Source organism: Clostridium fessum, assembly GCF_003024715.1.
Taxonomy (GTDB): domain Bacteria; phylum Bacillota; class Clostridia; order Lachnospirales; family Lachnospiraceae; genus Otoolea; species Otoolea fessa.
Window position 1 is genome coordinate 555466 of sequence record NZ_PYLO01000001.1, and the last position, 23038, is coordinate 578503.

The 23038-nt window shown below is 49.3% G+C and carries 15 protein-coding genes and 1 other RNA gene; 3 read left to right on the forward strand and 13 right to left on the reverse strand.

The window, feature by feature from the left end; all coding sequences use genetic code 11:
• Positions 1 to 37 precede the first annotated feature (37 nt).
• The 8 genes from C7U56_RS02585 to thrS all read right to left on the reverse strand — a co-directional run bounded on the left by C7U56_RS02585 (position 38) and on the right by thrS (position 11704).
• The gene (locus C7U56_RS02585) at positions 38 to 2422 is read right to left on the reverse strand and encodes a cadherin-like beta sandwich domain-containing protein (RefSeq protein ID WP_107000013.1); all 2385 of its coding nucleotides are present in this window, start codon (positions 2420 to 2422) and stop codon (positions 38 to 40) included.
• A 124-nt stretch (positions 2423 to 2546) separates the two neighbouring features.
• A complete protein-coding gene (locus tag C7U56_RS02590; RefSeq protein ID WP_107000014.1) occupies positions 2547 to 5081 on the reverse strand; it encodes an SH3 domain-containing protein in 2535 nt (844 codons plus the stop codon).
• 501 nt (positions 5082 to 5582) lie between these two features.
• Positions 5583 to 7076 (reverse strand): oxaloacetate decarboxylase subunit alpha, encoded by a 1494-nt coding sequence (locus C7U56_RS02600; protein WP_022358437.1) that lies wholly within the window; start codon positions 7074 to 7076, stop codon positions 5583 to 5585.
• 399 nt (positions 7077 to 7475) lie between these two features.
• Positions 7476 to 7832 (reverse strand): 50S ribosomal protein L20, encoded by a 357-nt coding sequence (rplT, locus tag C7U56_RS02605; protein WP_022358436.1) that lies wholly within the window; start codon positions 7830 to 7832, stop codon positions 7476 to 7478.
• Positions 7833 to 7863: 31 nt separating this feature from the next.
• Entirely contained in the window at positions 7864 to 8061 is a 198-nt protein-coding gene (rpmI, locus tag C7U56_RS02610) for a 50S ribosomal protein L35 (protein WP_022358435.1), read from the reverse strand.
• 37 nt (positions 8062 to 8098) lie between these two features.
• Positions 8099 to 8593 (reverse strand): translation initiation factor IF-3, encoded by a 495-nt coding sequence (gene infC, locus C7U56_RS02615; protein ID WP_107000016.1) that lies wholly within the window; start codon positions 8591 to 8593, stop codon positions 8099 to 8101.
• A 503-nt stretch (positions 8594 to 9096) separates the two neighbouring features.
• On the reverse strand, positions 9097 to 9411 hold the full coding sequence (locus C7U56_RS02620) for a DUF1540 domain-containing protein (protein ID WP_107000017.1): 315 nt from the start codon (positions 9409 to 9411) through the stop codon (positions 9097 to 9099).
• Between the two features lie 355 nt (positions 9412 to 9766).
• Complete coding sequence (gene thrS / locus C7U56_RS02625; protein WP_107000018.1) at positions 9767 to 11704, reverse strand: threonine--tRNA ligase; 1938 nt, start codon at positions 11702 to 11704, stop codon at positions 9767 to 9769.
• 593 nt (positions 11705 to 12297) lie between these two features.
• On the opposite strand from thrS, the gene ssrA reads away from it, so the two are divergent.
• Positions 12298 to 12638, forward strand: a transfer-messenger RNA (tmRNA) gene (gene ssrA, locus C7U56_RS02630).
• Positions 12639 to 12712: 74 nt separating this feature from the next.
• On the opposite strand, the gene C7U56_RS02635 is transcribed toward ssrA, so the two are convergent.
• The 4 genes from C7U56_RS02635 to C7U56_RS02650 are packed head-to-tail and all read right to left on the reverse strand — an operon-like array spanning position 12713 to position 19430.
• Positions 12713 to 15343, reverse strand: a complete 2631-nt coding sequence (locus C7U56_RS02635; RefSeq protein WP_107000019.1) for a hypothetical protein — start codon at positions 15341 to 15343, stop codon at positions 12713 to 12715.
• Positions 15327 to 17768: an efflux RND transporter permease subunit gene (locus C7U56_RS02640; RefSeq protein WP_107000020.1), complete on the reverse strand. Its 2442-nt coding sequence runs from the start codon at positions 17766 to 17768 to the stop codon at positions 15327 to 15329. Before C7U56_RS02640 ends, C7U56_RS02635 begins: the two co-directional genes overlap by 17 nt.
• A 35-nt stretch (positions 17769 to 17803) precedes the next feature.
• Positions 17804 to 18772, reverse strand: coding sequence for a cell surface protein (locus C7U56_RS02645; protein WP_233430157.1), 969 nt, complete (start codon positions 18770 to 18772; stop codon positions 17804 to 17806).
• A 25-nt stretch (positions 18773 to 18797) separates the two neighbouring features.
• A complete protein-coding gene (locus C7U56_RS02650) occupies positions 18798 to 19430 on the reverse strand; it encodes a cytidylate kinase-like family protein (RefSeq protein WP_107000021.1) in 633 nt (210 codons plus the stop codon).
• Between the two features lie 410 nt (positions 19431 to 19840).
• Between C7U56_RS02650 and C7U56_RS02655 the strand changes: the two genes are divergently transcribed.
• Together C7U56_RS02655 and mgtE are read left to right on the forward strand one after the other, a co-directional pair.
• Complete coding sequence (locus C7U56_RS02655; protein WP_107000022.1) at positions 19841 to 20425, forward strand: TetR/AcrR family transcriptional regulator; 585 nt, start codon at positions 19841 to 19843, stop codon at positions 20423 to 20425.
• 418 nt (positions 20426 to 20843) lie between these two features.
• Complete coding sequence (gene mgtE / locus C7U56_RS02660) at positions 20844 to 22295, forward strand: magnesium transporter (RefSeq protein ID WP_233430158.1); 1452 nt, start codon at positions 20844 to 20846, stop codon at positions 22293 to 22295.
• Between the two features lie 23 nt (positions 22296 to 22318).
• Here the strand turns inward: mgtE and C7U56_RS02665 are convergent, their stop codons facing one another.
• Positions 22319 to 22996, reverse strand: a complete 678-nt coding sequence (locus C7U56_RS02665) for an acyltransferase (protein ID WP_107000423.1) — start codon at positions 22994 to 22996, stop codon at positions 22319 to 22321.
• Between the last annotated feature and the right edge of the window lie 42 nt (positions 22997 to 23038).

The window sequence follows — 23038 nt, forward strand, 5'->3', positions numbered from 1 at the left end:
AATCTCCTGGACAGATATCCATCTTTTCCTCTTTTATTTACTGCGGATCGTCGATATACTCAAATCCATCCTCATCGCGCCGATCCCGCTCTAACCGGGCTTTTGCCTCGCGAGCGCGTCTGGATCGCTCTGATTCCGACTCATATCTCGTTGGGCGATCACCGTATTCCTCCCGTTCCAGCGTGTAGTAAAGCTCCGAGCGGGATGCCGGGCGCACATAAATCGCCGGGCGCGCATTCCGGCGTTCTCCCGATGCTGCAGACTCTTTCGCCGCACGATGCGCCGATGCAGGCGTGTAATCGCGCTGCAGGCGGCTTTCTTTTGCTGAAACGGCACGTTCCCGTTCTGTGCGTCGGCTTTCTGCCACTGCCTGGCGTTCCCGCTCTGCGCGGCTTCCGTCTGCCGAAGTTCTGCGCGGACGCTCTGAACGGCTTTCCTCTGCCGCATCTCTGCGGGTGCGCTGCAGACGTTCTTCTTCTGATGCCTCTCTGCGGACACAAGCCGGACTGCTTTCTTCTGGCATTTCTCTACGAACGCGTTCGGAACGATTTTCGCTTCCTGCTTCCCGGCGGCGTCTTTCCTCCGGCATCCGTTTTGCGCGGTCTGCCGATGCTGCTGCCTCCATGCTCCGCTCCCGGCGGACCGGCTGGGACACGTGCTCCTCATCCCTTGTCCGACGGACCGGCTGCATCTCGCGCTCCTCTTCCCGCTCCCGGCGAACCGGTCTTGTCTCCAGCGTCTCTTGGGTTCGGCGCGCACTCCGACGCCCTTCCTCCATCCGCTCTGCGGACGGGCGGCGTCTGTCATCCGCTGCCATGCGCTCCTTCTCACTCCGCGCTGCCGGTCTTGCCGGCGTCATTTCCCCATCTTCTCTCTTGTCGCGCCCAGTGCCTCGTTTCACCCGTGCGTCTGCCGCCGGTCGTGCATTCGGCGATGACGGACGACGCTTGGACCTCTGTCTGCCTCCGGCTGCCTGCGCTTCCTCTCTCCACTCTTTCCGCTTGAGCAGAAGATTGATCACGATAAAGAACAAGATTACACACGCTACGCCCAGAACCGCAAGCATGACAAAGCGAATATTATAATCCCTGCAAAGTGCGTTGTACTTATCTACAATCTCTTCCACTTGTGCATCATCGTATTTAGTTGCCAGAGACGGGTCTTCAAAATACCGTTGGAAGGTCTTTTCTGCAATATCATACCGATACAGTGACTTCTCGCCGCTCTCATTCATACCATATACGACACAATACTTCTGCTGTTCATCGCTCTTCCACACCCAGCCCTGCACTTTATACGTGCCGTTTAACTGAATGGTCGTCTCCATAAATCCATCCGGAATCTGAACCGACTCATCCGGTGGAAGCACCAGAATCGACTTTGCTGTCACATCGATCGTCACATACGGCGATAACACACCGGATTCCGGTATATAAATATAAAACGCACCATTTCCATCGGCACCCTGCAAATACAGAAGCGTCAGGTCATTGCCATTTCCACACTGGACCTCTGAACCGCCATAAGTACAGGTAGACTGCGTATATCCTTCCGGAAGCAGGGAGGCATCAAATTCCGTCGCCACCGTATAGGAAACGCCGTCTATTTCCACATCCAGCCCGTTTGTCACAACCGGCGTTGTCCCAACTGCCTCTGTTTCAGCCCCTGTCTCCGCTTCTGACGGCACATCGACCGTATCTAGCTTATTGACTGTGATCGTGTAGCTCTTAGTTGTCTGTCCATCCTCCGCCGTCACCTTGCAGACAACGGTATTAGCACCTACCTTTAAGCCGGAATCACCGCTGACAAGGACTTTCGCCTTGCTGTCCTTCGCACTCGCGCTGACCGCCAGCTTATCGACGCTGGCTCCTACCTGCGCCGTATAAGAAGTCACATTTGGCGAAAATGCAGGGGAAAGTGTTCCTGGTGAAATCTTCAAGGACGAAAGCGCCGCTTCCGCCGAGGAGGTCGCCGGTGCTTTTACTTTGACGCTCGCCGTCCCCGTTTTAGAAACTGTGACTGCCTGTGCATCTGAGTCATAGACTTCATAACTTCCCACAGAGATCGAAGTATTTCCCGCCTGCACTGCCTTGAATTTCAGCGTATAGGAAAATGCCTTCGTCGAATTGGAATCCATCGTTCCAACCAGGCGGACGGAACCTGCACCGCCGCTTGCGTTATTTCCGCTCACAAACTCAATGACCGACGGATCATAGGAAAGTACCACGTCGGATGCCCCTAGATTTCCATCCTGAGAGGAGATCTTCACATTGACGCTGAACTCCTGCCCCACCGTCGCACTCGGATCGGAAAATGAAATTTTTGCGCTGGATGCATAGGCGCTGATCCCACCAACCGGCGCCGCCACCGTCAGCATACCTGCCGCAAGTATACCTAATATGATATTTTTAAACCTTTTCATTCAACTGCCCTGTCCTATATTCTTTATTGGTAACGGTCCCATATCTGCACCGTTCCCTTTCTTTACAAATTTTCACGTACCCGCTGCCATCTCTCAAGACCAGCCGCAGGTACGTGAAATATCCCTACAGTCCCAGAATCTTCTTCTGCATCAGAAGAACATCCAAAATATCTACTTTTCCATTTCCATTTAGGTCGGCGCGCGCGATTTCTTCCGCTCTTAACTTTCCAAGTCCCAGTATCGACCGCTGTGCCAGCAGGATATCCATGATGTTCAGCTTACCGTCGCCGTTGACATCCCCGCGCACCGACGATGCCGCATGCGTTCCCGATGTGGACTGGGATGGTGCCGCCGCGCTGGTCGGCGACTGGCTCCCCTGCGGACTGCCGGCGCTCCCGACAGACTCCCCATTTGGCGCAATCAGGGTTCCAGAACTGCCGCTCCCAAATCCATTCACATTCGATCCCGGTGCAGACTGCCCGGAAGGAGAGCTTCCTGAACTGCTTCCCGAAGAGGTCGGACCGACAATCTGCACATCCGAACCGCCGGAGGAAGAATTTCCTGAACTGCTTCCTGAAGACATGCCCGGTCCCGTCGCCGGACCGCTAGAGTTGCTTCCAGAGGAAACGCCGCTTCCAATCGAGCTTGAGTAGGTCGGACCGCCTGACTGGCGCACTACGTGAAGGACGTAATTTCGCAGATTTCCATTTGCCGCTTTGACCGTCACGGTGATCTCATTGACACCGCTCTGCAGATCGACCGTTCCCGTTCCGGCAATCGTTGCCTTGGAATCAATCGCGCTCGCTGCTACCGTCACGCTTGCCACCGACGGATCCACGATCAGATCGTAGGACTCTGTATCTCGGTTAAAGGTCGGTGTCAGTGCAAATCCATCGACACCCAGCGCCGACAGCTTGTTGTTCGGGCTGCCGTCCAGCGTCGGTTTGACGCAGGCGCCCGCCGGCATATTTTTATACACCGGAATCGAGAACTCAAGTGTTGTATTTGCCAATGCCGTGATCTTCGAAAGCGTCAGTCCTTCGGCAGCTGCCGCCTGCACGTTCGTCATGTACTGGTGTTTATAAAGGTTGCTGCCCTGCACATTAAATTTCTTTAAGTACAGCGTATCCTGCCCTTTTTTCACATAATTCTCGCCATAATAAACCGAACCGCCGCGGATCGATTTCTCGATGCTGTTCCACGGGCGCAGATAGCTTCCCGACTGGGATGCCCACCAGAGTCCGCGTTCTACCGCACTCATCGAGCCGGACTGATATGCCTCTATATTAAAGAAGTTATAATATCCCTGATAGCCGGACACCGTTCCGGAAATACTGCGTCCGGTTCCCTGGCTGCCCTGTTCCTGCAGAATCATCGACGCCAGAATATATGGATTGACTCCCGATTCGGATGCCGCATTCATGATGATATCTACATAGGAAGTACCGATTGCAGACTGCTGCGCCACTCCCGTGGAAGTTCCCGAACTGCTGTAAGTGCCACTTCCCGGTGCACTTGTTCTTCCGCTGCTGGTTGAACCAGAAGTTGTTCCGGTTGTGCTGCTTCCCGGTGCGCTTGTACTGCCACTGGTGGTTCCAGCCGTGCTGCTGGTTGTCCCCGATGACTTATTCGATGTGCCGCTGCTGACCGGCGCCGTCTCCCCGTCTGCATTGTTGGAAGAAAATCCATCTCCCGCCATGCCCGGTCCATTGGTCGCTGCCACCCGCTCCGTCTTATGATCGCTGATCGAAGCAATCGGAGACGACAGACCGGCGCTGCTTCCGCTCGAACCTGACGAACTTCCCGGTCCCGTCGCTGAACCGGAAGAAGAGCTTCCAGAACTGCTTCCCGTACCGGCCGATACCGACGATCCGCCCGACACCGTGCCGGAAAGGAAGGTTCCGCTCACCATGTTCTGCAGCCCCGTCTTCGTGTGAAGCGAACTGTCATACGACTGTTTCATGAACTGGTAAATATATTTATCATTTAAGAAATTCCGCGGATCCATATAATAGGCGATAATATCCGAAGACGCCTGTACCCAGGAGCTTCCGTCAAAGCCCGGCCAGGTTCCGGTTCCCCAGTCATACGCACCTGTCTCGGTCGATTTCCAGGACGAAATGCTGCTGCTCGCAACCAGGTTCCGCCCGATCACGCTTTCATTTTTCAACGCTGTGTTCCAATCCAGATTCGTCTGGAACGCCGTGAACGTCCAATTCGGATATTGTGCATGCAATTCCCGGAGTCCCTGTTTATAGCTCTCCGGAAATCCCTGCTTTGTCAGATAGCTTTCAAAATCCGAATCCGATTTGATCGCAGTCGGAAACTTTATGTATTTGCTCGAAACATAACCCGTCTGCTCACCGCCGCTTCCGCTATATCGTATCTGATACCATACGACGCCATCCGTTCCCGTCTGCTCACCAAGTACTGTAACTGGTGCGCCCTTGGACAGCTTCGCTAGTGCCTGATACGAAGTGCCCGGACCACTCCGGACATTCAGGTTTGTCGCATTGACCGACGCGGTTCTCTCTTCCGCATAGCTGACGATCCCCAGCAAAGACTCTGCTGCAGTACCTGCCAGCCCTGGGTTGACCGCCATCACAGCGCCCAGCAGAAACGCCGCCGCCCGTTTCCCCAATAACTTCCATTTTTTCATCCGTCTATCTCCTCATTCTGCTGCGTTTTCTGCAATTCATCCCCCGCAACGGAATTCTTATTCTGTCTGCCGCCGCATTTCCAGACAGCCGCTCGACTGTTTTCCATCTTTTTCACGTTTTTACAATCGTATCTATTATAATGAAAAAAGACCATATGTGTCAACCTTACCGAAAAAACTTCGCAAAATTTGGGGTCTTTGCGTGAAATTGTAAGATTTTCTTAATTTTTAGAAGCAGTATAGGTTGGCTTCGAAATGTTTTCCGGATACATGATTTTTGAATGCATGACCGCATGAAAAAGAATGTGCCTTGGCACATTCTCGCGCCGAGCGCGATCGCTTGCGACATGTTTCTGCTTCGCGCGAGTGCGCATCCTCGCGGAGCGTTTTTTTGTTTCATAGGACATAATTTCCTATGAAATAAAAAAGGGAGTGCCAACCCGGTACATTCTACCGATTCTGGCACTCCTTTTGGCTCAAAATCCTTAAATTCTTTTTAGCTTAGATCTGGTAAGACTCGCTTTTTCTTCCAGCCCAGGTATTGATGCCGTTTCCATCCATCTCCTCAGTGGACACCGGTGCTTTCTTTACTTCCGGTGCAGCCGCTTTCAGGATCTCACGTTTCTCAACCGGCGGTTTCTTTGCCGGACGGGACTCGAAGAACTCTTTTGCCACCTGTGGGAACAGTGCATAAGTCAGGACATCCTCATCCTGCTGCTTCCACTGCTTCATCTCCGCCTCAATCTTCTCAAGCTGCGGCTCGATCAGATCTGCCGGACGACAGGTGATCGGTTTTGCATCGCCGATTGCTTTCTTCTGAACTTCTTTGTCGAACGGCTTTACAGTCTGTCCGAACTCGCCCATCAGAAGTTTCTTGGATTCCTTTGTGAACATCTTGTAGCGCTCGCCCATCAGGACATTTAATACAGCCTGCGTACCAACGATCTGGGAAGACGGAGTAACTAACGGCGGCTCACCGAAGTCTTTGCGGACTCTCGGGATCTCTTTCAGAACATCGTAGTATTTATCCTCTGCGCGCGCTTCTTTCAGCTGGGAAACCAGGTTGGAAAGCATACCGCCCGGGACCTGATAACGCAGGGTATTGATGTCAACGCCCAGAACCTTGGTATTCATCAGACCACTCTTTAACGCTTCCTCACGCATCGGGCGGAAGTAATCTGCGATCTCCGCCAGTTTTTCCTGATCCAGTCCGGTATCATACGGAGTACCTTTGAAGGTCTCAACCATAACCTCGGTCGCCGGCTGGCTCGTTCCCATCGAGAACGGAGACATCGCGGTATCGATCATGTCAGCGCCCGCTTCCACTGCCTTTAGGTACGTCATGGATGCAACGCCGGAGGTGTAATGCGTATGGATATCAATCGGAAGATCAACTGCTTCTTTCAGTGCTTTCACAAGGATCTCTGCATTGTACGGGGTCAGAAGACCTGCCATATCCTTGATACACAGAGAATCAGCGCCCATATCCTCGATTCTCTTTGCAATGTCTTTCCAATAATCCAGTGTATATGCATCACCCAGTGTATAGCTCAGCGCTATCTGTGCGTGTGCTTTTTCTTTGTTGGCTGCCTTTACCGCTGTCTCCAGGTTGCGGATATCATTTAAACAGTCAAAAATACGGATAATATCAATACCATTGGCAACTGATTTCTGTACGAAATATTCTACCACATCATCTGCATAGTGGTTATAACCCAGAATATTCTGTCCGCGAAACAGCATCTGAAGTTTTGTCTTCTTAAAACCATCTCTCAGCTTTCTAAGGCGCTCCCACGGATCTTCCTTCAGGAAACGAAGGCTGGCATCGAATGTCGCACCGCCCCAGCATTCTACTGCATGATATCCAACCTCATCCATCTTTCCGATGATCGGAAGCATCTGCTCCGTTGTCATTCTGGTTGCAATCAGAGACTGGTGCGCGTCACGAAGGACAGTTTCCACGATCTTAACCGGCTTTTTCTTTTCATTTGCCATTCTAAAGATACCTCCCAATACACTTTTATTATGAGTCAACTATCTGCGACCTGGCTGATTAAATAATTCACAGCCATATTTTTATCTATTATACCACAAGTTTTCCGATTTCTGGATAGTTTTTTTAATATAATTTCATAAGTAAATTCTATATCGTGGGAATGTGGGTTGTGATTTTTGCTGATGTCAGAGAGCTTTCCTCTGCGCCGCGTGGGGGCGGCTGGAGGAAAAAAGTTTCTTGGTCACCTCTTTCTAGTCCGCAGTGCAGCAGCTCGAAAAAACTTCGTTTTTCCTCGCTGTCGGGCATTCGCCCTATGAAAAAAAGAAGCCGCACACAGCTGCTTTTGTGTAAACACAACGCTTCTGTGTGTGGCTTCTTTTTTTCGCACTGCTCTTTGCTTACGCAAGTTTGGACTTAGCCAGCTCTGCCAGTTTTGCGAAACCTTCTGCATCGTTGATAGCCATGTCAGAAAGGATCTTGCGGTTCATCTCAACACCAGCCTGCTTTAAGCCGTACATGAACTTGCTGTAGGACAGACCATTGATACGTGCTGCTGCGTTGATACGAGCGATCCACAGCTGTCTGAACTGTCTCTTTCTCTCTTTACGACCAGCGTAGGAGCTTGTAAGAGCTCTCATTACGGACTGCTTAGCTACACGGTACTGTTTGGAACGTGCGCCTCTGTAACCCTTTGCCAGCTTTAATACTCTATTGTGTTTCTTTTTAGCGTTTAATCCGCCTTTTACTCTTGCCATCGGTTATTTCCTCCTTCTTAATCCTCGAATCTTATAAGTACGGTAAAATCTTCTTCATTACCTTGCTGTTTGTAGCATCAGTAACGATGTCTTTTCTAAGATTTCTTTTTCTCTTTGTAGATTTCTTAGTTAAGATGTGGGATTTGTAAGCTTTATTTCTTACTAACTTTCCGGTTCCGGTTGTTTTAAAACGTTTAGCAGCTGCTCTGCTTGTTTTCATTTTAGGCATGGTGTAGTCCTCCTTAATAATAGTTATGTCCTTATATCTAGCGTTTCGCAGAAAGGAACAGTACAATACTTCTTCCTTCTACTTTTGCCGGTTTATCAACGGCTGCGATATCGGCAAGCTTCTCTGCAAAATCGTCAAGGATATACTTTGTCTTTGACATATGTGCCATCTCACGACCTCTGAAACGAAGTGTAACCTTTACTTTATTGCCTTTTTCCAGGAATTTTCTCGCATTGTTCATCTTGGTATTCAGGTCATTTTCATCGATATTCGGGGAAAGACGAACTTCCTTGATCTCGATTACCTTCTGTTTCTTCTTAGCTTCTTTTTCTTTTCTTGCAAGCTCGTATCTGTATTTACCGTAATCGATAATCTTGCAGACCGGCGGCTTCGCAGTCGGAGCAATCTTTACTAAATCCAGTTCCGCTTCTTTCGCTAACTTGTAAGCATCCTTTGCGGACATGATTCCAAGCTGCTCTCCATTTTCGCCAATCAAACGAACCTCTCTGTCTCTAATCTGTTCGTTAATCATTAACTCGCTAATAGTCGTGCACCCCCATGATATGTGATGATTTTGGTTGATTCAGTGTCAAAAAAAATAAGTGAACAGTACAGACCATCCACTTACTCATAATAGGAAATCCAATATAGGAAATTTCTCAAATTTATGAACCCACAGTCACTTGCTCGTGCTGAGGTGAGGTAGATAACCTGCTTTCCTGTCTTCGTAAAGTTGTTTCCTCACAACTTTTGTTAGTATACTATGGTTTCTTTGGAATGTCAACCGGTTTTTTCGAGATTTTTGAGAAGATTTTTGAGAAGATTTACAAATGATTTTTAAATATGGTTCACGTGTTGCGCAAATGACGGCAACGTACGCAAATACATTTACGGACATACTAAAAACTACCGCCGGATATCATTACCTCTGCCCGGTTTTGCTTCCTTCCTGACAGAATTTTCCATATCCGGCGGCATTTTTTATTTCGAATATTTATGCAGTCTTTCTTCTATTAAAAAAGAAAACCGCATCAGTCACCGTTTCTGGAAACTCGAACATTCCGTCTGCATAGAAACTGTCGCATTGCCTCCGGTGATTCCGATGTGTTCCGCGCTGCACCGGCGGTCTGTATTATAAACACAGTTTGTTGCCTCGCACTCTACTTCGAGACGGCTCTCCGGTGTTTTAAAAAGGTTGCGGAATGTGCCGCCTTTCTTCTCGTCGAAGCTGCCACAGCAGGTATCGCATTTATCCTGCGCCGTCTTTCCTTCTACCAGAATGGTATTTTTACAGCAGCAGTTTTCCGCATTGTGCATACATCCGGTTACACTACAATCCAGTTTTGTCATGATTTTTCCTCCTGTTTTCTGACATGCATCACCGAAAGTCTCCTCCGGCATCCAGCCGTCAAACTTTTCAGCGATACACTTTTCAATGTGTCATGGTTTTCGTTGCTGTTCACACATGTATGACCAGTAACGGGATTTTACCGATACTTCGCATTCCAAATCGGCAAAATCTGCAACCAGAACTGTATCGTACGGAATTTTCAGTTCAGAAAATTTCTGCCTGTGAACAGTTACTGGTTTTTAGATTCAGGAGTAGTATCTGCTTCTTTTTTGGATTTATTCGTGTAAACTAAAACAAACGCATCCATGATTTTATCTCACAGATGCGTCTGCCTGATTTTTTAATTTTTCAAAATTATTTAGCTTCGTCTGCTTTCACAGTCTCACGCAGGTTTTTCTCTTCGATCTCCTTCTGGATGGACTCGATGAAGCTCTCTACACTGCTTGCACCCTCGTCACCTGCAAAACGGCTGCGAACGGAAACGGTCTTCTCTTCTTCCTCTTTCTGTCCAACAACCAGCATGTACGGGATCTTCTGGGTCTGTGCCTCGCGGATCTTATAGCCGATCTTCTCGGAACGTGTATCCATCTCTGCACGGATGCCAGCCTCGGTCAGCTTGTCCAGAACTTCCTTGCTGTAATCTGCGTATTTGTCAGAAATCGGAAGAATCTTTACCTGTACCGGTGCCAGCCAGGTTGGGAATGCACCTGCGAAGTGCTCGATCAGGATACCGATGAAACGCTCGATGGAGCCAAATACAACACGGTGAATCATGATCGGACGATGTTTCTCGCCGTCTGCTCCGGTGTACTCTAATTCAAATCGCTGTGGAAGCTGGAAGTCAAGCTGGATGGTACCACACTGCCAGGTTCTTCCGATAGAATCTTCCAGATGGAAGTCGATCTTCGGTCCATAGAATGCGCCATCGCCCTCGTTTACCACATACGGCAGTCCCAGCTCTTCCAGAGCGGAACGCAAGCCTTCGGTTGCCATCTCCCAATCTTCATCACTTCCCATGCTGTCTTCCGGACGGGTGGACAGCTCTACGTGATATTTGAACCCAAACAGGGAATATACCTGGTTGATCAGGTGTACAACGCCCTTGATCTCGTCCTTGATCTGCTCCGGTGTCATGAAGATATGTGCATCATCCTGTGTGAAACAGCGTACACGCATCAGACCATGAAGCTGACCAGATTTCTCATGACGATGAACGATACCAAGCTCACCCATACGCAGCGGCAGATCACGGTAGGAACGTGGCTCAGAAGCGTATACCAAAACGCCGCCCGGACAGTTCATTGGTTTAATTGCGTAATCCTCTTCATCGATCACAGTTGTATACATGTTGTTTTTGTAATGATCCCAGTGTCCGGAAGTCTCCCAGAGCTTGCGATTCAGGATGATCGGAGTGGAAATCTCTACATAACCAGCTTTTTTATGGATTTCTCTCCAGTAATCAAGCAGGGTATTTTTCAGTACCATGCCCTTCGGCAGGAAGAACGGGAAACCCGGACCTGCATCGTGCATCATGAACAGGCCAAGTTCTTTGCCCAGTTTACGATGGTCACGTTTCTTTGCCTCTTCCATCATTGTGATGTATGCTTCCAGATCCTCTTTGGTTGCAAATGCGGTCGCATAGATACGGGTCAGCATTTTGTTCTTCTCGCTGCCTCTCCAGTATGCGCCTGCCAGATTCATCAGCTTAAATGCCTTACCAACACCCTTGGTGTTCATCATGTGAGGTCCTGCACATAAGTCAGTAAAATCACCCTGACGGTAGAAGCTGATCTCTGCATCCTCCGGCAGATCCTCGATTAATTCTACCTTGTACGGCTCCTCTTTCTCCTTCATGAACTCGATCGCTTCATTTCTCGGCAGAGTAAAGCGCTCCAGTGGAAGTGCTTCTTTGATGATTTTCTTCATCTCTGCCTCGATCTTTGGCAGATCCTCTGCAGTCAGAGGGGTAGCCGGATCGACATCATAGTAGAAACCGTCTGCGATGGACGGTCCAATCGCAAGTTTTGTCTCCGGGTAAAGGCGTTTTACAGCCTGTGCCATTACATGGCTGGCGGTATGGCGCAGAGCTGCCAGACCTTTCTCATCCTTTGCAGTCAGGATATTTAACTGACAGTCATGGTCGATCACGGTACGGAGATCTTCTTCCTTACCGTCAACCTCACCCAGACATGCCACTCTCGCCAGACCTTCGCTGATGTCTTTTGCAATGTCGATGATGGACATCGGGCTCGCATATTCTTTGACAGAGCCATCTTTTAATGTGATCTTCATCTTTTTTCTCCTTTTCGTTCTGAAATAATAAAAGCTTCCTGACCAGAAGAACCACGAAAGAATGTGTCTTGGCACATTCTCGCGCCGAGCACGATCGCCTGCGACATGTTGCTTCTTCGCGCGAGTGCGCATCCCGCGGAGCGTTTTTTGTTTCATAGGACGCAATTTCCTATGAAACAAAAAGTCCCTTAGCCAGATATTTCTGACTAAGGGACGATAAATCGCGGTTCCACCCTTATTGAATCGATCGTTCGGATCGATTCCACTTCATTCTGATGATAACGGAATCACCGTTCCCGATTAAGGGACATTCAAAGCTGGTATTCAGATTTGTTTTCCTGTCCGGCGCTTCCACCCACAGCCACCTGCCTCTGTTATTTCAGGCTTTTCCTGCGACGCCGTTCTCTGTCCAGTTCCACAATCCTACTGGTCTTCTCAACACTTTCTTTATATAGATAAACCCGTTTCTGGTTCATCATTACAGTCTCGATTATATCAGCTGTTTCTATTTTGTCAAGATATTTTTCTCTTGAGTTTTCACTGCATTGACAGACCGCCTCTTTCATGGTATGATAATAAGGATCTAAATATAAGGGCCAGTACCGGTTTCGACAGGGATCATGAAGCTGGTGAAGCTATCCGCATGCGATGCGTTAAATGGCAAACTTAAAATTAAACGCTAACAACAAATTAGCATACGCTGCCTAATTTGGCAGTTGTCAGCCTTAGAGCACTCACACTTTAAGAATCTGGCATCGAATATGTGAGAAACGATGACAGGCGGGTTCCGGACTGTCAGGCGTATCAGGAACTACTGAAGTTCTGAGGATGTTCGTTTCCGCAGGATAGAGGGAATGTCAAAGAACGGACTATGATAGTAGAAGAACAGGGAATTGGTTTTTGGACACGGGTTCAACTCCCGTCTGGTCCACTAAAAAGAACTGCCGCCCAGCAAATCATTTGCTGATGCGGCAGTTCTTTTTCTTATCTATTTTTATTCTGCATCTTTTACCGATTCTGGAATATCTCAATAATCGCCTTCACGATCGCCACCAGCACATTCCACATCCGTTTTAACGGACCTTCTTCACTGCTGCCGTCTGCCTCCTGATCGGAGATATCGGTTGATTCATCATCATCGCTGATCTCATCGGTCCGCAGGACGATCTGCACGCTGTTCGGGGACGGATTTTTCGAGGAGGTAAAGGAAATCTTCTCCGCCTCCGGATCTATGTTCAGGAAGTTGTTCTCATCCTCAAACTTATCGATCTGCTCATCGAGCGTACTCTTCATGTCTTCCCCCGCTTCCCGAACCGCCGCAAGCTGATCGATCATGGTCAGGTTCTTATCAAGAATCTTCTCCATGCCCTGCAGCGTTGCCTTGGTTCCGGCATCCAGCGAATCACCTGCCGAAATCAGCGTGTCATTCAAAAGACTGAGCATATCATGTGTGGTATAAAGTGCCCTGGTCAGCCGGTTCATCAGTTCTTCAGAATCAGACAGGGAATCCAGCATCGTCGGCACATATTTATCCGTTGTGTCAATCAGGACCCGCATATCATCCAGCAAATTAATCAGTTCATCGGTCGAACTTCTGAGCGCCGATAAAGTCGAACCCGTCTTGCCAGTAATATCTCCCGCCGTCTTGAACGCACCATTCACTTTATTCACAATCGTTTTCGCAGTTTTCTGCGCCTGCTCCACTTTCTGGAAAATGCCCTTCGTCTCTTCCACCAGACTTGCAGCATCCGCAGAATAAGTAGTCGCTGACAGAGACTCCAGCGCCTCCTCTACATCATCTTCTGCATTGCCAATCTCATCTTCCCAGCTCGCATCATTGACACCGCCGCTTCCCGGCTCGCCGGACGGTCCGGCTGTCAGGGCTCCCGCAGAAACCTCGGTTCCAAATGCATTCACCTCTGCATCCTGACCCGAGGAGTTGTCTTCCGAAGCGGAACCCGAATTCTTAGCAGAATCCGTCTCTGCCTTGTCTGCCGTCGAAGCAGGATTCTTCTCTTCCGTCTTTGTCGGTGATTCAGCCGCTTTTTCCGCCTGGTTACCAGCTGCACCAGACGCTATGCCTGCGCCCGCTGCTTCCTGTTCAGCCGAATCTTTACTTTCTGTTCCTGCTGAGCCAGAGGCCGAAGTGCCTGCTGCCATTTCCGCGTCATCCGTGGTATTTGCAGAACCCGTAGTTTTTGCATGATCGGCGGCACCTGCAGAATCCGTGATATCTGCGCTGCCAGCCGCCCCCGCTGTCTGACCATTTCCGTTTCCAGATGCCGCCTCCGACGATACAGATGTCTCTTCCTTCTCCGCACTCTTCATCTTGCGGATCCGTTTCAGCTTCATGCCGTCTAACGTGGCTAAACTCTGATTCAGGCTTCCAATCCCCTGTTCTGTCACCGCCAGGGAGGTATTTCCCTGTCCCAGAAGTTTATCGAGTTCTTCCAAAATTTTCTGGACTTCCGCCGTCTTCTGAGCAAGCTCTTTCTCGATCGCCTCCTGCGACTGCTGGCTGAGCAGTCCCTTGTTCAGCTCATCGGCTGCCGAACGCAGCGATTTACTCAAACCTCCCAGACGATCATACAGGCGATCTAGTTCATCCTGCATATCTTCCATCGTATTGGAAAGCGCCTGTGTGTTGCTGTTAATATCCGTCACCGCATCGCGCGCCGTCTGTAAATACGGAATCATGACCGTCGTCTGATCCGTGACCGCCTGCAGATCGGCAAGCGCCTGTGTCGAGAGCGCCTCGATCTGTTTCCGGTTAGCACTGACGGTTCCACGCGCCTGATCGAGATTTGACAGACCGCCCTTCACGCCGGAAACATCCGACTTCATGGATTCCATCGTCTTTAACAGCGCATTCATGCTGTCATACATCTTGTTTCCATCCTCGCGCCAGGTATCTTTCGCCTCTTTCAGATCCTTGATGCGGTTCAGCTCATCCAGGGTCCCCGGAACCATCATCATAATGACTCCGATATTCTCATACTTATCCGTGCCGACCCGGACTGTAAAATCGCCGTCCTCGCCCGGAAGCGCCGCAAACATTGCCGCCTGATAGCTTCCAACCGACTGCACCTGCGCGCCCGGCGCATCGACACTATAGCATTTCTCCATATCCACCGGCACAAGCACGGTCAACACCATATTATTTTTGTAATACGCCTTCGCCTCCTCATTCGGGGTCGCCTTTACATTGACCTCAACCAGACCAGACGCCCCCGCCAGTTTGGATGCATCCGCTTCCACTCCATTAAGTTTATAGGAAACGTCAAACGTCCAGGGCAGATCGACGCTGTTTTTCGGCATCGTACATTGATAATAAAAACGCGAATTCTTCTCCGGCAGTTTCCATGTGACGGTTCCATCGCCAATTTCCGGCGCCGTGTCGTCCGTCATGTTGACCACCTTGTCATAGGTACCATAATCGGTATATTCGGTCAGTCCATTCGTGGTACAGCCTTTGACCACATTGATCTGCGTTGCCGTTCCATAATAGTCCAGATTGACATACATCGTTTCATCTACCTGAACTCTTGGTGCAGCCGCCCGGACAGGAACTGCCGCACTCGTTACCAGCGTAACCGCTGCCAGCGTCGCCGCCGCTCCTCTTCTAATGATCTTCTTCATGGCTTCCAGCCTCCCTTTTTTCTGTCATCTTCCGTTTCCGGTCTTTTCTTCGTTCTCTCACTTTTCCGAGTAGCCGGAGCTTTCTTCTGTGTTTCTCCCGCGCCTCCGCATCGGAATCTGTTTTCTCTTGAGAACCGCCCATCTCTGTCATTTCTGTATCTTCCAGCGCTTTCGTTTCAGCTTCGAATTGTTTTCTTTTCGACGTAACTGAATCTACCAGCGGCTTTTTCCCTTTCCACACGGCACCAGCCACGCGTCTTGCCGCCCGTTTCATACGGGCATGGCGGCGTTCGCGCCGTTTTTTGAAAAACAGATGAATCCTCTCAAATTCGTTCTGCATCAGGATATGATCAAACAATACCAGAAATGCCGGCATCAGGGAGCAGACAAAAAGCATACTAATCAGAGCCCCCCGTCCAATCAAATGTCCCAGATCGCCGATCGCCGCGACACTCGATACCTTGTATACAATATATCCGGCACAGGTCAGGATCGAACCGGATGTCAGAATCGCCGGAATACCAAGATTCAGCGCCCCGATCGCCGCTTCCTTCTTATCCATCGTCTTGCGGCATTCCAGATAATTGTTCGTCGTCAGAATCGCATAATCGACGGTCGCGCCCAGCTGGATACAGCTTACGATAATGTAACCAATGAAAATCATCGTGTCTCCGACGATGTACGGTACCGCCATATTGACGAAAATCGCGACCTCAATCGGAATCATGATAAGGAGCGGAATAATCAGTGATTTAAAACTCCACATGACAACCACAAATACGCCGATCAGCGACATCACATTGACACGGCTGTAATCCTTCGTGATCGTCGTCTGGATGTCCTGTGTGGACGGTGTTGTGCCGACCAGATACGAATTTTCCGGATAATATTTCTTCATGATCGCCTGGATCTCATCCGAGCACTGGTACGCCAGCTTGCTCTCGCCCTTACTCTTAACGTAAATAAGGATTCTCGCATAATCTTTTTTATGTAACTGGCTTGTGATGCTGTACGGAAGGAAATCTTCCGGTACGCCCTCCGGGAGCTGCCCGGACAAGGACGTTACACTCTTCATGTACGGCAGGTCTTCCAGCTCATCCGTGAACTGTTTTTCCTTGATAAAAGAAGTATCCGGCACGATTGCCATCATCATATTGCTTCGTCCGAATTTCGCTGTGATCAGCTCATCATCCTCATATACCGTCGTTCCCTCGCTGGCGCCGACCGCGTCATTTCCGTAGAGGAAATCGTTCATGCTCTGCGCCGTGTATGCCGGGATCGCCAGCACCGCAATCAGAATCAGCACGATGCGGCGGCTGTTGTAGATACCGTGGCTGAGCTTATCAAACGACGGCAGGAACGAACGATGGGATGTTTTCTCAATCATCGGCGTCATACGCAGAATCATCGCCGGCATAAAAAACACCACTGTCAGAAGACTCAGGACAATACCTTTTGCCAGCACGAGTCCCATATCAAATCCGATATTAAACTTCATAAAACACAGAACGATAAATCCGACGATCGTCGTCAGGCTGCTGGCGAAAATGGAGTTTAATGCCTCATTGATCGCGTTGCTTAACGCGGTCATCTGATCCAGTCCCTTTGCCTTTTCCCTCGCAAACGCGTGGCTTAAGAAAATCGAATAATCCATCGAGCAGGCGAGCTGCAGGACCGCCGACACACTGTTCGTCAAAAAGGATATCCGCCCGATAAACAGGTTCGTTCCTTTGTTCAGGACGATCGCCACGCCCATGACCGTCAGATACAGCACCGGTTCAAACCAGGAGTTCGTCGTCACGGTCAGAATCAGGAAAATAACCACGACCGCCAGCGTCATAATCAGCTTCATCTCGCTCGAAACATTTTCCTGCAGCGATTTGTTCTGAACCGCCATGCCGACGTAATGTCCCTTGTCTCCGAGAATGTCCTTGATCTCATCGATCGTCTGGGACGTCCTCTTATCCGTGTCGCCGTTTACAAAAACAATATCCATAACCGCCGTATTATCCTTGTAATACTCATCAACACTATTAAAGTTGATAAATGCGTCCGCCGCGTATACGCTGGTCGATGTATCGAGCCACATGACCTGATCGACTCCGTCCAACGCCTCTATTTTATCCTTGTAGGCTTTCGCCTCATAAAGCGAAACATCATCAATCATGATGCGCCCCGTGCCGGGGTAGCCGAATTTCTCTTCCATCAGGTCCAGTCCCTGTTTGGACTGGACGGTCGACGGCAGGTATTCCGTCAGATCATAGTTGATCTCGACAAACGGCGCCATGAGCGCTGATATCAGCACCAGAACCAGAAAGACAATCTCGATCGCCCTGCTCCGCTCAATGATGAATTTCGGCAGGGAGAAGGCTTCTTTTTCCGTCTGTTTTTCTTCTTTGCGTTTATGTAAAAATTTCAGTTTCATGCCTGCTTGCTCCTGTCATACAATGATTGCGATCCTTACCGCATCAAAATAATCATATAATAATGCTTATCGCCGACCTGCTGATGTGCAACACCCATTTCCTTATAATAAATCACCCGGTCCACGCGCTTTTTCTCGTCGCTGTCGTGATTACGCAGAAGCTTTTCTTCTGCCTGCGTCACATCATCACAGTTGATGAGGTAAATCTCCGTATGACGTCTCGCAGTGCTTTCCCCGATGGATTTGAGGTAATCATCAAGTGTGCCTTCATCCGGGATCCGGCTGCTTCCATAACCCTTACTGCGTGCCATCGCCAGGCGGTGTTCGGCGATCTGCTGTAATTTTCCATTTAAAATAAAGCTGGCATCTTTATCGTAATCTTTTTTGTCATCGTCATAGTAATCTTCTTCCTCATCCCCGTCAAACGCGTCCGCCTTCAGCTCATTTAAGCTGTCCGCCATCGCCTGGGTATCTGCATCCAGAAATGCCAGCGTGTACGCGCCGCCGCCCGTGTTTTTCTTCTTTTTGGCGTTCGCCAGGCTGCCGTCCGCGTTGATCGTATACTGCGTCTCATCCTTTGTGAAGGTCGTTCCCTCCATCGCGCCGCTGTCTTTCAGGAAATAGTATTTTCCGTCGATATTCTGCCAGCCGGTCGCCATCGCGCCGTCCCCTTGCAGATAATACCAGGTTCCATTTTCCTGCTCCCAGCCCGTTTTCATCAAACCGTCTGCTCCGAGCAGGTACCATTTTCCGCCCATCTGCTGCCAGCCCGTCAGGTAAGAACCGTCCATTCCCACCAGATAATAACCATTCTCCACCGGCTGCCAGACACCCGCATCATCCGCAAGCACTGTCTGGGCGGCAGACGCTGAGAAAAGGAGACTTACTCCTGCGATTCCTGCCAGCCGTACTATCTTATGTCCCAGAACCGCTTTCAGCGCCCTTTTTAACCCCGGCGCCGTCCGCTTTTCTTCCTTCTTCATCCACAACTTTCTGTCCTTCATACGCTGTCCTCACTCTTCTTTATGCTTATTGATCGGATCCATCTGTTTCCAGTTCCACCCCCCGTGCCGTTAAAAGTGCTCGGAGCATCGCCGCCAGCTCCTTTTCCGAGATCCGGCTGCTGTCAATCAACATATCATAACTTGCTTTATCCGCCCATGTCTTTTTTGCATAAAAATTATAATAATTTTTCCGTATTTTATCCGCTTGTTTGATCAGGTATTCAGCTTCTTTTTCATCTGTCTCGTAACGCCGCATAATCTCCTTCACGCGCGCCTCCATCGGGGCATATATAAATAGAGAAATAAGCCCTTCTGTCTCCTCCAGGATCTTGTCAGCGCAACGTCCCACGATGATGCATGGACCTTTCTTCGCATACTCCCGGATCAACTGGGACTGCACGACAAACAAGGTATCATTCATCGGCTTTCCATAACCGGTAAACGGATTGCACTTGGCCGGAACCTTAAAAAGAAAACGGTTCGCCTTCATCTCGTCCGCCTCTTCCAGTTCCTCCATCTTAAATTCGCCGCACACCGCTGCTTCCTCTATCAGATGGCGGTCATAACAGGGAATTCCCTGTTCCTTTGCCAGAGACTGCCCCAGATTATGGCCGCCGCTTCCAAACTCTCTTCCGATTGTAATGACAAAATTTTTCATACCAGATTCCACCTTCGTATCTATTTCCTTTTGCTTTCGCATATGCTGCAGGTTCTCATAGCCGTTCCTTTCCCGATTGTCAGCCACTCCTGCCGTCTGTGAAACGTTCCATACAAAAGACTTCTTCGCAGTGAACAGTTACATCTAAAATAGAGCATATACAACTCATGTCTGTTTAATTGACATTTGTTCATTTTTGAACTATAATGCATTATACTAAGTTGTTCGAATGAATACAATAATCATTTTTACGTCAGTTGTATTTTAATCAACATTTCATCACATTATGTTTGTTTTTTGTATCTGGTGTGCCCATTTTTACTTATTTTTAACACTCCCTTCATCCACAGCCTCCGATACACAGTCATACGGCGTTTCCCTGTCTGGAAACGTTCAGAAAGGAAGTCACTATGAAAGAAGAAATACTCGACCGGCGTGTACGAAAGACGAGACGCCAGTTAAAAGAATGCTTAACCCGCCTCCTCAAAGAAAAAAAAATTCAGGATATCACGGTGCGCGAACTCGCCGAGATGGCTGACATCAACCGCGGCACCTTTTATCTTCATTATAAAGATGTCTTTGACCTGATGGATCAGATCAAAAATGAACTGATCGAGGAGGTTGAGTCTGTCCTGACGCACCATCCCGTTCCCGAACTGGTAGCGCGCCCTTCCCTCGCACTCTCAGAACTATTTCCTCTTGTACAGGAAAATGCAGAGATTGTTTCTATTTTAATAGGAGAAAACGGTGATCTGAATTTTGTCAACCGCCTGAAACGCATTGTCAGCGATAAATGTTTAAAAGGCTGGCTGGATCTCAAATGTTCCAGCGATCCGGATACGCTCGCGGCATTTTCCGCCTTTATCGTTTCCGGCTGTGTCGGTACCGTTCAGTACTGGATCGAAAGCGGCATGAAGGAATCCACAGAACAGATGGCAATCTTGACAGAGGACTTTATCCTAAAAGGCATCCGGGTGCTGGAAAATCCGGCTTGACTTTCACGAAATTCCGTGCTTTAATAAAACTGCAATTTTTAAAAATTCAGAAAGGAGAACCACATGGACAGTTGTGACAGCAACGGGCGAAGTCGTCGCGATGGGCAAAATCAAACTATGAATTCCAACCATGCGTACCAGACTGTTGGTCTGCCGCAGGGTCTTTTTGAGTGTGAATCGGGCTGTCTGACAGCACATTTTTGCCTGCTTTAACAGGCGAGTGCTTCAATGCTGACCGTTTCCCGGTACGATTGGTTTTCATATATATTTGTCCATCGCCCTGGCGCGGGTTTGAAACTGCCATCTGCGGCATTTCATCCTGTTCCCGACTGGCGGTGGATTTTTTTATCCCCGCACTGCTCGCCCTGTACGTCCCAAACGGCATTAAATAGAACGACAGAAAGCGAGGGAACCAAATATGAATCAGACTCCAGAAATGGACGAAAAGAAAACAAGCTCCCCGGAAACGGCTCCGATCGCCGCAACCGCAGAGCATAATGCTAATTTTGAAGAAAATATCCGCTCGATCATCCGCAGCGGAAAACCGGCAAGCGTGATCCGGGATGACCTCGACAATTACCATGCAAACGATATTGCCGAGGTTCTGGAAACACTGGACACTGCGACCCGGAAACGCCTCTACAATATTCTCTCTCTGGAAATGACGGCAGAGATTTTCACCTATCTCGATGAACCGGCGCCTTATCTGCATGAACTGGGGCTTGACCGGGCGGCAGCCGTTCTGGCAGAGATGGATGCCGATGAGGCGGTCGATATCCTCGAAAATTTAGATCCGGAGGAAAAAGAAGCCCTGATCGCGCGCATGGATCAGGAATCCAAGGATGATATCCACCTGATCTTTTCCTACGATGAGGAACAGATCGGTAGCCGGATGACAACCAACTACATCGTCATTCCCAATAACTGTACGATCAAGCAGGCGATGCGCCATCTGATCTCCCAAGCGGAGGACAACGACAACATCGACACCATCTACGTCGAAGACGAAAATGGGCGCTATTTCGGTGCGATCGAGCTGAAAGATTTAATCACTGCCCGTGAGTACATGAAGCTGGAGGACATCATCAGTACCTCCTATCCGTATGTGTACGCGGATGAGAAATCTTCGGACTGTATGGAAGAGCTGATCGATTACAGCGAGGATTCTATCCCGGTACTCGATCGGAACCATAAGATCATCGGCGCCATCACTTACGAGGATATCGCCGAGGCGATCGATGACGAGATGGGTGATGACTACGCAAAGCTGGCAGGCCTTACTTCAGAAGAAGATCTGCACGAACCACTGTTACAGAGTTTGAAAAAGCGCCTCCCGTGGCTGGTGCTGCTGCTCTTCCTCGGCATGGGTGTTTCCTCGGTGGTCGGTATTTTCGAGCCGATCGTTGACCGTATCGCCCTTCTTATCTGCTTCCAGTCGATGATCCTCGACATGGCAGGCAATGTCGGCACCCAGTCGCTGGCTGTCACCATCCGTGTCCTGATGGATGAGGATATCTCCGCGATGCAGAAGCTGGGATTTGTATTCAAGGAAATGCGAATCGGATTTTTAAATGGACTGCTGCTGGGCTCGGCTTCGTTCGTCGTAATCGGCATTTTCATCCATATTATGAAACAGAAGAGTCTTTTCTTCTCGTTTGCACTTTCCGGCTGTGTCGGCATCTCTCTTCTGACCGCAATGGTAATCTCCAGCCTGGTCGGCGTACTGGTGCCGATGCTGTTTCACAAGCTGAAGGTTGACCCGGCAGTTGCGTCTGGTCCGCTTATCACGACGGTGAATGATCTGGTAGCGGTTGTGACTTATTATGGACTGGCAGAGATTTTGCTGGTGGATGTGTTTCATTTAGTATAGAAACCGTTTAATACAGAGATTTGTCAGCGATCTTCTTTTTTAGCGACTTCTCCCTGCTTCTTATAAATAGAGTTTGCATCTACCCCGCCGCGCACGCTGGAAAGCGGATAGATATTGGTGCCGCGTCCGATGATGCTGCCTGGATTTAGGATGGAGCCGCAGCCTACTTCTACGTTATCACCGAGCATGGCGCCGATTTTTTTGCGTCCGGTTTCGACCTTGCCGTCTTCGGCGTGGATTTCTACCAGAAGTTTATCGGATTTTACGTTGGAGGTGATGGAACCGGCGCCCATGTGGGATTTGTAGCCTAAGATGGAGTCTCCGACGTAATTATAATGCGGTACCTGTACTTTATCGAACAGGATGACGTTTTTAAGCTCGGTAGAGTTTCCGACTACTGCACCTTCTCCGATCAGGGCGCTGCCGCGGATGAATGCACAGTGACGCACCTCGGCGTCTTTGCCGACGATGACCGGTCCGTGCAGATAGGCGCTGTCGAATACCTTCGCTGTCTTATGAACCCAGATGTTTTCACCGCGTTTCTCATATTCTGCCGGATCCAGGCTGTTTCCCAGTTCGATGATAAAATCACTAAGACCTGCCAGTGCCTCCCACGGGTATGTAAACTGTTTCAGATAATCCGAAGCCAGCGTATGGGTTAAATCATATAATTCTGTGATTTTCATTTCTTCTTTTTTCATGATCATTGCCTTTCCTAAAATTCAATTGATTCTATTATTATA